The sequence below is a fragment of the Sphingomonas sp. SP3 genome (assembly GCF_058514305.1).
Genome location: NZ_JBZSOE010000001.1, coordinates 2,124,039 through 2,137,207 on the forward strand (window position 1 = coordinate 2,124,039; position 13,169 = coordinate 2,137,207).

The 13,169-nt window shown below is 63.8% G+C and carries 21 protein-coding genes and 2 pseudogenes; all 23 read left to right on the plus strand.

The genetic code is table 11. From position 1 onward, the window contains the following. Positions 1-41 precede the first annotated feature (41 nt). Positions 42-1,232, plus strand: a complete 1,191-nt coding sequence (tuf, locus tag AC4K8G_RS11040; protein WP_491734200.1) for an elongation factor Tu — start codon at positions 42-44, stop codon at positions 1,230-1,232. Between the two features lie 118 nt (positions 1,233-1,350). Then, the gene (gene rpsJ / locus AC4K8G_RS11045; RefSeq protein ID WP_028969184.1) at positions 1,351-1,662 is read left to right on the plus strand and encodes a 30S ribosomal protein S10; all 312 of its coding nucleotides are present in this window, start codon (positions 1,351-1,353) and stop codon (positions 1,660-1,662) included. A gap of 192 nt (positions 1,663-1,854) precedes the next feature. After that, a pseudogene (gene rplC / locus AC4K8G_RS11050) lies at positions 1,855-2,520 on the plus strand (50S ribosomal protein L3); the annotation flags it as partial. Positions 2,521-2,794: 274 nt separating this feature from the next. Continuing rightward, entirely contained in the window at positions 2,795-3,421 is a 627-nt protein-coding gene (gene rplD / locus AC4K8G_RS11055; RefSeq protein ID WP_491734201.1) for a 50S ribosomal protein L4, read from the plus strand. Beyond that, positions 3,414-3,734 carry a 50S ribosomal protein L23 gene (locus AC4K8G_RS11060; RefSeq protein ID WP_491734202.1) on the plus strand — a complete coding sequence of 107 codons (321 nt, stop codon included), beginning with the start codon at positions 3,414-3,416 and terminating at the stop codon, positions 3,732-3,734. Before rplD ends, AC4K8G_RS11060 begins: the two co-directional genes overlap by 8 nt. Beyond that, on the plus strand, positions 3,734-4,570 hold the full coding sequence (rplB, locus tag AC4K8G_RS11065) for a 50S ribosomal protein L2 (RefSeq protein WP_491734203.1): 837 nt from the start codon (positions 3,734-3,736) through the stop codon (positions 4,568-4,570). Before AC4K8G_RS11060 ends, rplB begins: the two co-directional genes overlap by 1 nt. Before the next feature lie 3 nt (positions 4,571-4,573). Continuing rightward, the gene (rpsS, locus tag AC4K8G_RS11070) at positions 4,574-4,846 is read left to right on the plus strand and encodes a 30S ribosomal protein S19 (protein WP_491734204.1); all 273 of its coding nucleotides are present in this window, start codon (positions 4,574-4,576) and stop codon (positions 4,844-4,846) included. Positions 4,847-4,848: 2 nt separating this feature from the next. Then, positions 4,849-5,226: a 50S ribosomal protein L22 gene (rplV, locus tag AC4K8G_RS11075; protein ID WP_491734205.1), complete on the plus strand. Its 378-nt coding sequence runs from the start codon at positions 4,849-4,851 to the stop codon at positions 5,224-5,226. A 1-nt stretch (position 5,227) separates the two neighbouring features. Continuing rightward, positions 5,228-5,941, plus strand: a complete 714-nt coding sequence (rpsC, locus tag AC4K8G_RS11080) for a 30S ribosomal protein S3 (protein WP_491734206.1) — start codon at positions 5,228-5,230, stop codon at positions 5,939-5,941. Between the two features lie 20 nt (positions 5,942-5,961). After that, positions 5,962-6,396, plus strand: a complete 435-nt coding sequence (rplP, locus tag AC4K8G_RS11085; RefSeq protein ID WP_491734207.1) for a 50S ribosomal protein L16 — start codon at positions 5,962-5,964, stop codon at positions 6,394-6,396. A 1-nt stretch (position 6,397) separates the two neighbouring features. Beyond that, positions 6,398-6,607 carry a 50S ribosomal protein L29 gene (rpmC, locus tag AC4K8G_RS11090; protein ID WP_491734208.1) on the plus strand — a complete coding sequence of 70 codons (210 nt, stop codon included), beginning with the start codon at positions 6,398-6,400 and terminating at the stop codon, positions 6,605-6,607. Between the two features lie 14 nt (positions 6,608-6,621). Continuing rightward, positions 6,622-6,867 (plus strand): annotated as a pseudogene (rpsQ, locus tag AC4K8G_RS11095) (30S ribosomal protein S17); the annotation flags it as partial. 169 nt (positions 6,868-7,036) lie between these two features. Then, positions 7,037-7,405, plus strand: coding sequence for a 50S ribosomal protein L14 (rplN, locus tag AC4K8G_RS11100; RefSeq protein WP_491734209.1), 369 nt, complete (start codon positions 7,037-7,039; stop codon positions 7,403-7,405). Between the two features lie 2 nt (positions 7,406-7,407). Then, positions 7,408-7,728: a 50S ribosomal protein L24 gene (rplX, locus tag AC4K8G_RS11105; protein WP_491734210.1), complete on the plus strand. Its 321-nt coding sequence runs from the start codon at positions 7,408-7,410 to the stop codon at positions 7,726-7,728. A 157-nt stretch (positions 7,729-7,885) separates the two neighbouring features. Next, positions 7,886-8,461, plus strand: coding sequence for a 50S ribosomal protein L5 (gene rplE, locus AC4K8G_RS11110; protein ID WP_491734455.1), 576 nt, complete (start codon positions 7,886-7,888; stop codon positions 8,459-8,461). 31 nt (positions 8,462-8,492) lie between these two features. Continuing rightward, positions 8,493-8,798 carry a 30S ribosomal protein S14 gene (gene rpsN / locus AC4K8G_RS11115; protein ID WP_491734211.1) on the plus strand — a complete coding sequence of 102 codons (306 nt, stop codon included), beginning with the start codon at positions 8,493-8,495 and terminating at the stop codon, positions 8,796-8,798. Positions 8,799-8,808: 10 nt separating this feature from the next. Then, positions 8,809-9,204: a 30S ribosomal protein S8 gene (gene rpsH, locus AC4K8G_RS11120; RefSeq protein ID WP_491734212.1), complete on the plus strand. Its 396-nt coding sequence runs from the start codon at positions 8,809-8,811 to the stop codon at positions 9,202-9,204. Continuing rightward, positions 9,204-9,740 (plus strand): 50S ribosomal protein L6, encoded by a 537-nt coding sequence (rplF, locus tag AC4K8G_RS11125; RefSeq protein WP_491734213.1) that lies wholly within the window; start codon positions 9,204-9,206, stop codon positions 9,738-9,740. Before rpsH ends, rplF begins: the two co-directional genes overlap by 1 nt. A 3-nt stretch (positions 9,741-9,743) precedes the next feature. Beyond that, entirely contained in the window at positions 9,744-10,097 is a 354-nt protein-coding gene (gene rplR / locus AC4K8G_RS11130) for a 50S ribosomal protein L18 (RefSeq protein WP_491734214.1), read from the plus strand. A gap of 1 nt (position 10,098) precedes the next feature. Continuing rightward, a complete protein-coding gene (gene rpsE, locus AC4K8G_RS11135) occupies positions 10,099-10,917 on the plus strand; it encodes a 30S ribosomal protein S5 (RefSeq protein ID WP_491734215.1) in 819 nt (272 codons plus the stop codon). Positions 10,918-10,922: 5 nt separating this feature from the next. Further along, a complete protein-coding gene (rpmD, locus tag AC4K8G_RS11140) occupies positions 10,923-11,102 on the plus strand; it encodes a 50S ribosomal protein L30 (protein ID WP_491734216.1) in 180 nt (59 codons plus the stop codon). A 53-nt stretch (positions 11,103-11,155) separates the two neighbouring features. Next, positions 11,156-11,692: a 50S ribosomal protein L15 gene (gene rplO / locus AC4K8G_RS11145; protein ID WP_491734217.1), complete on the plus strand. Its 537-nt coding sequence runs from the start codon at positions 11,156-11,158 to the stop codon at positions 11,690-11,692. A 99-nt stretch (positions 11,693-11,791) separates the two neighbouring features. Next, a complete protein-coding gene (gene secY, locus AC4K8G_RS11150; protein ID WP_491734218.1) occupies positions 11,792-13,159 on the plus strand; it encodes a preprotein translocase subunit SecY in 1,368 nt (455 codons plus the stop codon). Positions 13,160-13,169: the final 10 nt, after the last annotated feature.

Consider the following 13,169-nt stretch of genomic DNA (forward strand, 5'->3'; position numbering starts at 1 on the left):
CGGGCGGCTGCCCGAATTTCCTAAAGAAGAAGAGGCGTAAAATGGCTAAGGCTAAATTCGAGCGGAATAAGCCGCACGTGAACATCGGCACCATCGGTCACGTCGACCATGGCAAGACGTCGCTGACGGCTGCAATCACCAAGGTGCTGTCGAAGCACGGCGGCGGTGAAGCCGTCGACTTCGCCAACATCGACAAGGCGCCGGAAGAGCGCGAGCGCGGCATCACCATCTCGACCGCGCACGTCGAGTATGAGACCGAAAAGCGCCACTATGCGCACGTCGACTGCCCGGGCCACGCCGACTATGTGAAGAACATGATCACCGGCGCTGCCCAGATGGACGGCGCGATCCTCGTCGTGTCGGCTGCTGACGGCCCGATGCCGCAGACCAAGGAGCACATCCTGCTCGCGGCGCAGGTCGGCGTTCCGACCATGGTCGTCTTCCTCAACAAGGTCGACCAGGTCGACGATCCGGAACTTCTGGAACTCGTCGAGCTCGAAATCCGCGAGGAGCTTTCCAAGCGCGGCTTCGACGGCGACAACATTCCGATCGTTGCCGGTTCGGCCCTTGCCGTCCTCGAGGATCGCGATGCCAACATCGGCGACGAGAAGGTCATGGAGCTGATGAAGGCCGTGGACGATTGGATTCCGCAGCCGGAGCGTCCGCTCGACAAGCCGTTCCTGATGCCGATCGAGGACGTGTTCTCGATCTCGGGCCGCGGCACCGTCGTGACCGGCCGTGTCGAGCAGGGCATCGTCAAGGTTGGCGAGGAAGTCGAGATCGTCGGCATCCGCGACACCCAGAAGACCGTCGTCACCGGCGTCGAGATGTTCCGCAAGCTGCTCGATCAGGGCCAAGCGGGCGACAACATCGGCGCGCTGCTTCGTGGCGTCGGCCGTGAAGACGTCGAGCGCGGCCAGGTGCTGTGCAAGCCCGGCTCGATCACGCCGCACACGGACTTCTCGGCTGAGGTTTACGTCCTGTCGAAGGACGAGGGCGGCCGTCACACGCCGTTCTTCGCCAACTACCGTCCGCAGTTCTACTTCCGCACGACCGACGTGACGGGCGAAGTTCAGCTGCCGGAAGGCACCGAGATGGTCATGCCTGGCGACAACGTCAGCCTGGGCGTGAAGCTGATCGCTCCGATCGCGATGGACCCAGGTCTTCGCTTCGCAATCCGCGAAGGCGGCCGTACGGTCGGCGCGGGGGTTGTCGGAACGATCTCTAAGTAATATAGGGCGCCAACCGCGCGATTCTGGATCAGGGTCGCGCGGTTCGCTTTTGAGTTTGTTTGATTAGCGGGCTTTGGCTCAGGCCAAGGCTCGTTGGCTCTTTCGCATCGGTAGGGACATGGAAACGCAGAACATCCGGATTCGCCTGAAGGCTTTCGATCATCGAGTGCTGGATCAGGCTACTGGCGACATCGCCGACACGGCGCGCCGTACGGGTGCTCTCATTCGCGGACCCATTCCCCTGCCGACGCGTATCGAGAAGTTCACCGTCAACCGCTCGCCGCACGTCGACAAGAAGTCGCGCGAGCAGTTCGAGGTCCGGACTTACAAGCGGCTGCTCGATATCGTGCAGCCCACGCCGCAGACGGTTGACGCGCTGATGAAGCTCGATCTTGCCGCCGGCGTCGATGTGGAGATCAAGCTCGCGTAAGCGAGCTTGCCTTTAGTCCCCGCGAAGGCGGGGATGGCGAGGCAAACTGGGTGATACCGCCGGAGGTTAGCTCCGGGCTGCGTCCCCGCCGCTTCCTTCAGGGAAGCTCTAGCCCAGGCGGGGCACGCAAACATTTGGATGGGCTTCACGCACATGGGATTTCCCCGTGTGCCTCTGTTGAGGAGTTTGATCATGCGCACCGGCGTGATCGCGAAGAAGGTCGGAATGACCCGCTTGTTCCAGGCGGACGGACGGCATGTGCCGGTTACCGTTCTGCAGCTGGACGACGTGCAGGTTATCGGCCGCCGCGAAAAGGACCGCGACGGATACACCGCCGTTCAGCTCGGCGCTGGCAAGGCGAAGGCGAAGAATGTCGCCAAGCCGCAGCGCGTTGCGTTCGGCAAGGCGGAGGTCGAGCCCAAGGCCCGCGTCGCCGAATTCCGCGTCGCTGACGACGCTCTCCTCGACATCGGATCCCACATCAGCGCCGACCATTTCGTCGCCGGCCAGTTCGTCGACATCTGCGGCGTGACGCAGGGCAAGGGCTTTGCCGGCGCGATGAAGCGCTGGGGCTTCGGCGGTCTCCGCGCGACCCACGGCGTCTCGGTTTCGCACCGTTCGCACGGTTCGACCGGCAACCGCCAGGATCCGGGCCGCGTGTTCAAGAACAAGAAGATGGCGGGCCACATGGGCGCCCGCAATCGCACTCAGCAGAACCTCGAAATCGTGCGCACCGACGCGATCCGCGGCCTGCTCTTCGTCAAGGGCTCGGTTCCGGGCCACAAGGGCAGCTGGCTGACGGTTCAGGACGCGGTGAAGCTGCCGCGTCACGACACCGCGCCTTATCCGGCTGGCATCCTCGAAGAGATGAAGCCGGAAGAGGCCGAAGTTCCGACCGCCGGCCTGGTCGACGACGCCGCGGTTCACGAGATTCCGGCGCTGCCGAGCGATGAGGAAGTCGCCGCCATCGCCGCTGAGCAGGAAGCCGGTGCTGCCGCCGCGGCGGAAGCCGCCGAGGCAGCGGACGCCGATGCCGCCGACGCAGCTCAGGCTGAAGACAATGAAAAAGCCCAAGCGGCCGAGGACAGCGCGAAGCCTGCCTCTGACGCCGACGAAGGCAAGGAAGGCTAAGATGAAGGTCAAGGTACAGACCCTCGACGCCAAGGCTGGTGGCGACATCGAGCTCAAGGACGATATTTTCGCCGTTGAGCCGCGCGCCGACATCCTTCACCGCGTCGTTACGTGGCAGCTCATCAACCGTCGCGCCCCGGCGCGTGCGGCGCGTGAGCGCAGCGACGTTGCCCGCACCGGCAAGAAGTTCGGTCGCCAGAAGGGCGGCGGTACGGCTCGTCACGGCGATCGCCGCGCCCCGATCTTCATCGGCGGCGGCAAGGCCCACGGTCCCCGCGCCCGCGTGTTCATCTCGAGCCTCAACAAGAAGGTTCGCCAGCTGGGCCTGAAAATGGCGCTGTCGTCGAAGGCGAAAGAGGGCAACCTCCTCGTGCTCGACAATCTCGACGTCGCCGAGGGCAAGACCAAGACGCTGAAGGCGCAGCTCGGCAAGCTGGGGTTCGGCAAGACGGCGCTGGTGATTGACGGTGATGCGCTCAACGTCGGTTTCGCCCGCGCTTCGTCGAACCTCGAAAGCATCAACCTGCTGCCGGCAGTTGGCGCCAACGTCTACGACATCATGCGCCACGAGACGCTGGTTCTGACCCGCGCCGCGGTCGAAAAGCTGGAGGCCCGGTTCAATGGCTAAGAAGCCGCAGACGGCGCTCGATGCGCGCCATTTCGACATCGTGCTCGCGCCGCACATCACCGAGAAGTCGACCATGCTGTCGGAAACCAATTCGGTTGTGTTCCGCGTCGCGCCCAAGGCGACCAAGCCGGAGATCAAGGCGGCGGTCGAAGCGCTGTTCGGCGTGACCGTCGTCGGCGTGAACACCATGGTCACCAAGGGCAAGACCAAGAAGTGGAAGGGCAAGCCCTACCAGCGCTCGGACATGAAGAAAGCGATCGTTCGCCTGGCTGAAGGTCAGTCGATCGACATTACCGAAGGGGTGCGGGCATAATGGCTCTCAAGCAATATAAGCCGACCTCTCCGGCCCGCCGCGGCCTGATCCTGGTCGACAAGTCGGCGCTTTGGAAGGGCAAGCCCGTCAAGGCGCTTACCGAAGGCAAGCGCAAGACCGGTGGCCGCAACAACAAGGGCCATGTGACCTCGCGCGGCATCGCCGGCGGTCACAAGCAGAAGTACCGGATCATCGATTTCAAGCGCCGCACCTGGGACGTCCCGGCGACCGTCGAGCGCCTGGAATATGACCCGAACCGGTCGGCCTTCATCGCGCTCGTGACCTACGAGGGCGGCGAGCAGGCTTACATCATCGCGCCGCAGCGCCTTGCGCCGGGCGACAAGATCGTTGCCGGCAAGAAGGTCGACGTGAAGCCGGGCAATGCGATGGAGATCGGCCAGATGCCGGTCGGCACGATTGTCCACAACGTCGAGATGAAGCCCGGCAAGGGTGGCCAGATTGCTCGCGCCGCCGGCACTTATGTGCAGGTCGTTGGCCGCGATCGCGGAATGGTCATCGTCAGGCTCAATTCAGGCGAGCAGCGCTATGTGCGCTCGGACTGCATGGCGACCGTTGGCGCGGTGTCGAACCCCGACAACGGCAACCAGACGCTGGCCAAGGCGGGCCGCACGCGTTGGATGGGCAAGCGCCCGCTGACGCGCGGTGTCGCCAAGAACCCGGTCGACCACCCGCACGGCGGTGGTGAGGGCCGGACCTCGGGCGGCCGTCACCCGGTCACTCCGTGGGGCAAGCCGACCAAGGGTGCCCGCACCCGTCACAACAAGGCGACCGACAAGTTCATCATTCGGTCGCGTCACGCGAAGAAGAAGGGTTAATCCATGGCCCGTTCCATCTGGAAAGGTCCGTTCGTCGAGCTTTCGCTTCTTAAGAAGGCGGAAGCTGCGCAGGACAGCAGCAAGCGCGCGCCGATCAAGACCTGGTCGCGCCGTTCGACGATCCTGCCGCAGTTCGTCGGCCTGACCTTCAATGTCTACAACGGCCGCAAGTTCGTGCCGGTGTCGGTCAATGAAGACATGGTCGGAATGAAGCTCGGTGAGTTCGCCCCGACGCGCACCTTCCACGGCCACGCGTCCGACAAGAAGGGCCGCTGATCATGAGCAAGCCAGCGGCACCCCGTAAAGTCAGCGACAAGGAAGCGCTCGCGATCGGCAACACGATCCGTGGCTCGGCCCGCAAGCTGAACCTCGTCGCGACCATGATCCGCGGCCTCAAGGTCGAGGAAGCGCTCAACATCTTGAAGTTCTCGCCCAAGGCGATGGCCGATGACGTACGCAAGGTGCTAGCGTCCGCGGTCGCCAATGCCGAGAACAACCACAACCTCGACGTCGACGCGCTCGTCGTCGCCGAGGCCAGTGTCGGCAAGTCGATCTCGATGAAGCGCTTCGCGACCCGTGCGCGTGGCCGCTCCAGCCGGATCGTCAAGCCGTTCAGCCGCATCCGCGTCGTCGTTCGCGAGCAGGAAGAAGCTTAAAATGGGTCAGAAAACCTCTCCTGTCGGGCTTCGCCTGCAGATCAACCGTACCTGGGACAGCCGTTGGTTCGCGGAAGGCGCCGATTATGGCCGCCTGCTCCTAGAGGACCTGACGATCCGCAAGTATATCCTGAAGAAGGCGCCGCAGGCGGCGATCTCCAAGGTCGTCATCGAGCGTCCGGCGAAGATCTGCCGGATCTCGATCTATGCCGCACGCCCGGGCGTGATTATCGGCAAGAAGGGTGCCGATATCGAGAAGCTGAAGAAAGAGCTGTCGAAGATGACCGGCTCCGAAGTCAGCCTCAACATCGTCGAGATCCGCAAGCCGGAGATCGACGCCAAGCTCGTCGCCCAGGGCGTTGCCGACCAGCTCGAGCGCCGCATCGCTTTCCGCCGCGCGATGAAGCGCGCCGTTCAGTCGGCGCTTCGTCTCGGCGCCGAAGGCATTCGTATCACCTGCTCGGGCCGTCTCGGCGGCGCGGAAATCGCGCGCACCGAATGGTACCGCGAAGGCCGGGTTCCGCTGCACACGCTGCGCGGCAACGTCGATTATGCCGAGGCCGAGGCCCACACCGCTTACGGCGTGTGCGGCGTCAAGGTTTGGGTCTTCAAGGGTGAGATCCTCGGGCACGATCCGCTCGCTCAGGACCGGCTGATGATGGAGGCTCAGACCTCCGGTGTCCGCCCGGCGCGCGAAGAGCGCGGCAACCGGTAAGCGCGAAGGAAAAGTAAGACATGCTGCAACCTAAGCGCACCAAGTTCCGCAAGGCCTTCAAGGGCCGCATCCATGGCAATGCCAAGGGCGGGACCGAGCTCAACTTCGGCGCTTTCGGCCTCAAGGCCATGGAGCCGGAGCGGATCACCGCGCGCCAGATCGAAGCGGCCCGCCGCGCGATCACGCGTCACATCAAGCGCTCGGGTCGCTTGTGGATCCGCATTTTCCCGGACGTTCCGGTAAGCTCGAAGCCGGCCGAAGTCCGCATGGGCTCGGGCAAGGGCTCGCCCGAATTCTGGGTCGCTCGGGTGAAGCCGGGCCGGATTCTGTTCGAGCTCGATGGCGTTCCCGGCCACCTTGCCAAGACCGCGTTTGAGCGCGCCGCCGAGAAGCTGCCGATCAAGACCAAGGTCGTTGCCCGTCTGGGCGAGACCCTGGCCGAGGAGGAAAAGTAAGATGCCTGCGATCGATGATCTCAAGCAAAAGACTGACGACCAGCTGCAGCAGCAGCTTGGCGAGTTGAAGCGCGAGCAGTTCAACCTGCGCTTCCAGTCGGCGACCAACCAGCTCGAGAAGCCGAGCCGTGTGCGCGAAGTTCGCCGCACCATCGCGCAGATCAAGACGCTGCAGACCCAACGTGCCCGCGCCGAAGCGGCGAAGGCCTGAGGAGAGTATAGAAGATGCCTAAGCGCGTCCTCACCGGCACCGTGGTGTCAGACAAGGGTGACAAGACCGTGGTGGTCCGTGTCGAGCGTCGGGTGAAGCACCCGCTCTACGGCAAGATCATCAAGCTGTCGAAGAAGTACCATGCCCATGATGAGGGCAACGCCTTCAAGGCGGGTGAGCAGGTGCGCATTGAGGAATGCGCCCCGATCTCCAAGCTGAAGACGTGGACGGTGCTCGACCGTATCGGCGCGGCCAAGGCCGTCGCGGTCGAAATCGCCGATCCGGAAGCGCTGAACCCGGAGGCCCAGCCTTCGGCGCCAGCCGAGGAAAAGGCCGAAAAGAAGCCCGCGAAGAAGACGGCAAAGGCGAAAGCCGAAGACGTCGCCGACGCGGACGCCTGAGTGAATTTGAGAGGATAAGGGTCGAACCATGATCCAGATGCAGTCCAACCTGGACGTTGCGGACAACAGCGGCGCCAAGCGCGTTCAGTGCATCAAGGTGCTGGGCGGCTCCAAGCGGCGCACCGCGGGCGTTGGCGACATCATTGTCGTTTCCGTCAAGGAAGCGCAGCCCCGCGGCCGTGTGAAGAAGGGTGACGTGCACCGCGCCGTCATCGTTCGCACGGCCAAGGACATCCGCCGTCCGGACGGTTCGGTGATCCGCTTCGATTCCAACGCGGCGGTGCTGGTCAACAAGAACGAGGAGCCGATCGGCACCCGTATCTTTGGCCCGGTCGTCCGTGAGCTTCGTGCGCGCAAGCACATGAAGATCATCAGCCTTGCGCCGGAGGTGCTGTAACCATGGCTGCTGCCAAGATCCGCAAGGGCGACCAAGTCGTCGTCCTGACCGGCAAGGACAAGGGCAAGACGGGTGAAGTTATCCGCTCGATGCCCAAGGAAATGAAGGTCGTCGTGTCGGGCGTGAACGTCCACGCGCGCCATCGCAAGCCGTCGCAGCTGAACCCGCAGGGCGGGATCGAGCGCAAGGAAGCGCCGCTGCACATGTCGAACGTCGCGATTGCCGACCCCAAGGGCGGCAAGGCCACGCGAGTCCGCTTCGAAGTGCGTGACGGCAAGAAGGTCCGCGTTGCGGCCAAGTCTGGAGAAATGATCCATGGCTGACGAAAAGAACCCGGTCGAAGAGACCGAAGTCCCGGCGGCCGATCAGGTCGAGCTCGTCGGTGACGCCGAGAAGGCCGAAGCCGAGCAGATCGAGGCTTTGCCGAAGGTCGAAGAGGCGGCGGTTCCCCAGGCACCGAAGGCGGCAAAGCCGTCCAAGATGCCGAAGGACTATAAGCCGCGCCTTCGCGCCGACTATGACGATCGCATCGTCAAGGAGATGACCGAGCGCTTCGGCTACAAGAACAAGCTCGAAGTGCCGCGCCTTGAAAAGATCGTGATCAACATGGGCGTTGGCGAAGCGACCCAGGACAAGAAGAAGGTCGAAACCGCGGCGGGCGAGATGCAGCAGATTTCCGGCCAGAAGCCGGTGATCACCAAGGCCAAGAAGTCGATCGCGCAGTTCAAGCTGCGTGAAGGCATGCCGATCGGCTGCAAGGTCACGCTGCGCCGCGAGCGCATGTACGAATTCCTCGATCGTCTGGTGACGATCGCGCTGCCGCGCGTGCGCGACTTCCGCGGTCTTAACCCCAAGTCGTTCGACGGCCGCGGCAATTACGCCCTCGGCCTCAAGGAGCAGATCATTTTCCCCGAGATCAACTACGACCAGATCGACAAGGTCCGGGGAATGGACGTCATCATCACCACCACCGCGAAGACGGATGAGGAGGCGCGGGAATTGCTGCGCCTGTTCAACTTCCCCTTCCCGGCTGAGGAGCAGCGGGAGGCCGCGTAAGCGGGCTCCCCTTAGGAGAAGAACTTAAGTCATGGCGAAACTGAGTTCGATCAATAAGAACGAGCGTCGCAAGAAGCTCGTTGAGAAGAATGCAGCGAAGTACGCGAAGCTCAAGGAGATCGCGAACGATGAGTCGCGTGATGAGACCGAGCGTCTGATCGCGCGCCTGAAGATGGCCGAGCTGCCCCGCAACGGGAACCCAACCCGGGTTCGTAACCGCTGCGAGCTGACCGGCCGGTCGCGCGCTTATTACCGCAAGTTCCGCTTGTCGCGGATCATGCTCCGGGAACTGGCCAATAAGGGCCTGATCCCCGGTGTCACCAAGTCGAGCTGGTAAGGGACCTCGAATGGCAATGACCGATCCCTTGGGTGATATGCTCACCCGCATTCGCAACGGCCAGTCGGCGCGCAAGGATTCGATCCTTACGCCGGCCTCGAAGCTGCGCGCGAACGTGCTCGATGTGCTTCAGCGTGAAGGCTACATCCGCGGCTATTCGGAAGAAGAGCTGGCGGGCCAGAAGGGCCTTCGCATCGAGCTTAAATATTTCGAGGGCCAGCCCGCGATCCAGCATCTGGCGCGCGTGTCGAAGCCCGGTCGTCGGGTCTACTCCGGCGCTCAGGAACTTCCGAGGATCCGCAACGGGCTTGGCACGATCATCGTGTCGACCCCGCGCGGCGTTCTGTCGGATGCCGAAGCGCGTGAGCAGAACGTCGGCGGCGAAGTCCTGGCGGAGGTATTCTAATGTCTCGCATCGGTAAAAAGCCGGTGGCGATGCCTTCGGGTGTCAGCGCCGCGGTCGAGGGCCAGATCCTCACCGTCAAGGGCCCGAAGGGCACGCTGTCGATGCAGCTGCTCGACGATCTCGTGAAATATGAGATCGCCGAAGGCGAGATCCGCGTGACTCCGCTGACCGATGCGCAGCGCAACCGCGCCGCGTGGGGCATGACCCGCACCAACGTGCAGAACCTCGTCACCGGTGTGACCGAGGGCTTCACCAAGGTGCTTGAGATCAACGGCGTCGGGTACCGCGCCCAAGCCCAGGGCAAGAACCTGCGACTTCAGCTTGGCTACAGCCACGACGTGAACTTCCCGGTGCCTGAAGGCGTCGAGGTCAAGACTCCCGACCAGAACACGGTCGAGATCAGCGGCATCGATAAGCAGAAGGTCGGTCAGGTCGCCGCCGAGATCCGCCGCTGGCGCAAGCCCGAGCCGTACAAGGGCAAGGGCATCAAGTATCGCGGCGAGTACATCTTCCGCAAAGAAGGCAAGAAGAAGTAAGCCATGGCTCATCTCTCTCTCTTCGAACGCCGCCGCCGTCGTGTCCGCACCGCGCTTCGCGCGCGTGCCGCAGGCAAGCCGCGGCTTTCGGTCCATCGTTCGGGCCGGCACATTTATGCCCAGGTCATCGACGACACGGCGGGCGTTACGCTCGCTTCGGCCTCGACCCTCGACAAGGACGTCAAGGGCAAGGCGGGCGCGACCAAGGACGGCGCTGCCGCTGTTGGCAAGGCGCTCGCCGAGCGTGCCAAGAAGGCCGGGGTCAGCCAGGTCGTGTTCGATCGCGGCGGCTTCCTGTTCCATGGCCGGGTGAAGGCCCTCGCCGACGCTGCCCGCGAAGGCGGACTGGAGTTCTAGAATGCAAGACGAGAACCAGCAGACCAACGACGCTAACACCGATCCGGTCGAGGCCCCGGCAGTTGCCGAGGCAACTCCGGCACCGGCTGAGCAGTCAACGCCCGAGCAGCCTCAGGCCGCCGAGCAGGTCCAGGCCGAAGAGCAAGCGGCGCCCGAGCAACCGCATCAGCAGCGCGGCCCGCGCGGCGGACGCGGCGGTGGGCGTGGCCGCGATGGCGGCGGTGGACGTGGCCGTGGCGGCCGGCGCGACGATCGTCGTGGCCGTGGCGGCGACGATGAGGGTGGCGAAGAGTTCATCGAGAAGCTCGTCCACATCAACCGCGTCTCGAAGACCGTGAAGGGCGGTAAGCGCTTCGGTTTCGCGGCGCTCGTGGTGGTCGGTGACGGCAAGGGCCGCGCCGGTTTCGGTCACGGCAAGGCGCGCGAAGTGCCGGAAGCGATCAGCAAGGCGACTGCTGCAGCGAAGAAGGCGATGATCCGCGTTCCGCTACGCGATGGCCGCACGCTTCACCACGATGGCGTAGGTCATTTCGGTGCAGGCCGCGTGGCGCTCCGCTCGGCTCCGGCCGGAACCGGCATTATCGCCGGCGGTCCGATGCGCGCGATTTTCGAAAGCCTCGGCGTTGCCGACGTGGTCACCAAGTCGGTCGGCACGTCCAACCCGTACAACATGATCCGCGCGACCTTCGAGGCGCTCAAGGAGCAGACGAGCCCGCGCTCGGTCGCTCAGCGTCGCGGCAAGAAGGTTGCCGACCTGCTCGGTCGCGGTGGCGCCAGCGCCGCTGAAGCCGAGGCCCAGGCCGAAGCGGTGACGGAGTAATAGTCATGGCGAAGATCAAGATTACGCAGACCGGGTCGCCGATCCGCCGCGACAAGACGCAGCGCGCGACGCTCGTCGGGCTCGGCCTCAACAAGCTCCACCGCACGGTGGAGGTTGAAGGCACGCCCGAGGTGCTCGGCCAGGTGCGAAAGGTCGCTCACCTGCTCAGCGTCGAAAACGCCTAACCCAATCCCGCCCTAAAGGGCTGCGCGACAAAAGCGAAAGCGAGTGCAACGACATGAAACTGAACGAACTCAAGGACAATGCTGGCGCCCGTAAGGGACGCGTTCGCGTCGGCCGCGGCATCGGTTCCGGCCTCGGCAAGACCGCCGGCCGCGGACAGAAGGGCGCCAAGGCGCGCTCGGGCGTTTCCATCGCCGGCTTCGAAGGCGGCCAGATGCCGCTTCACATGCGCATGCCGAAGCGCGGCTTCAACAACATCTTCGCCAAGGATTATGCCGAGGTGAACCTTGGTGCGGTCCAGAAAGCGATCGACGCCGGCAAGCTCGATATCAAGGGCACGCTGGACCATGATGCGCTGAAGGGCGCGGGCCTGGCTCGTGGCGGCAAGGACGGCGTTCGCCTGCTCGGCAAGGGCGAGATCAAGGCGAAGCTGGCGTTCAAGGTCGCCGGCGTGTCGAAGGGCGCGCGCGAGGCGGTCGAGAAGGCCGGTGGTTCGATCGAGCTGATCGAGCGCAAGAACCCGGCCGAGCTTGCCGCAGCCAAGAAGGGCAAGGTGCGCGAGGCGCGTCTGGCCGCCAAGGCCCAGGCCTAACTGCCAAGGGCCTTAGACAAGCGGCGTTGAGCCACTATATCGGCGGCGGGGGGCGTTCAGCCTAACGCCGCCGTTTGTTTTTCCGGAGAAGTTCACTCGATGGCATCCGCAGCCGAACAATTTGCCTCCAGCCTGACGCTCGGCAACTTCAAGAAAGCGACCGAGCTCAAGAAAAGGCTGTGGTTCACGATCGGCGCGCTGATCCTGTTCCGCCTGCTGTCGTTCGTTCCGGTGCCGGGCATCGATCCGGTTGCGATGAACGCGCTCTATGAAACCCAGAGCGGCGGCATCCTCGACGTTTTCAACACCTTTTCGGGCGGTGCCTTGTCGCGCTTCTCGATCGTCGCTTTGGGTGTGATGCCCTACATTACGGCGTCCATCGTCATCCAGCTGGGGGGCACGCTCTACGGGCCGTGGATTGCGCTTAAGAAGGAAGGCGAGACGGGCCGTAAGCGGCTCAATCAATATACTCGCTACCTGACCGTCGCGATCACCCTGGTCCAGGGTTATCTCGCGGTGCGCGGGCTGGAATCGCAGTCCGTTAGGCAGGGCATTAGCGCGGTCGTCGCGCCCGGCCTGCTGTTCGAAGTCGCGGGAACCGTGAGCCTTGTCGGCGGCACCATGTTCCTGATGTGGATCGGTGAGCAGATCACCAGCCGCGGCATCGGCAACGGCGTCTCGCTGATCATCATGGCCGGCATCGTCGCCCGGCTTCCGCAGGCCATCGGCCAGTTGCTCGAAGGCGGCCGCACCGGCTCATTGAGCGGCGTCCTCATCGTCGGCATTGTCGGCCTGACCGCGGCCCTCGTGCTGTTCATCTGCTTCATGGAGCGAGCACAGCGCCGCGTCCTGATCCAATATCCCAAGCGCCAGACCGCGCGGGGAATGCAGCAGGAGCGCTCGCACCTTCCGATCAAGCTCAACACCGCCGGCGTGATTCCGCCGATCTTCGCTTCTTCGCTGCTGCTGATGCCGCTGACATTTCTCAACTGGGCCGGCAATCGCGCGAGTGCGGATAGCGGTGCAAGCGACTGGCTGATCACCATCAGCACCTGGCTACAACACGGGTCGGGCCCGTACGAGCTGCTCTACGGCCTCGGCATTGCTTTCTTCTGCTTCTTCTACACAGCGGTGCAGTTCAACAGCGAGGAAACGGCCGAAAACCTGAAGCGCCACGGCGGCTTCATCCCGGGCATCCGCCCGGGCAAGGCCACGGAAGAATATTTTGATTATCTACTCAACCGCATCACCGTGGTCGGCGCGTCATACCTGGTGCTGATCTGCCTGATCCCGGATATTCTCTCGTCGCAGGCCGGCGTGAACTTCCGCTTGGGCGGCACCAGCCTGCTGATCGTGGTCAACGTGACGATGGATACGGTGAGCCAGATTCAGAGCCACCTGATCGCGCACCAGTACGGTGACCTGATCAAGAAGGCGAAGCTCAAGACCACGCCGCGCAGGCGCTAGTTTCACCGGC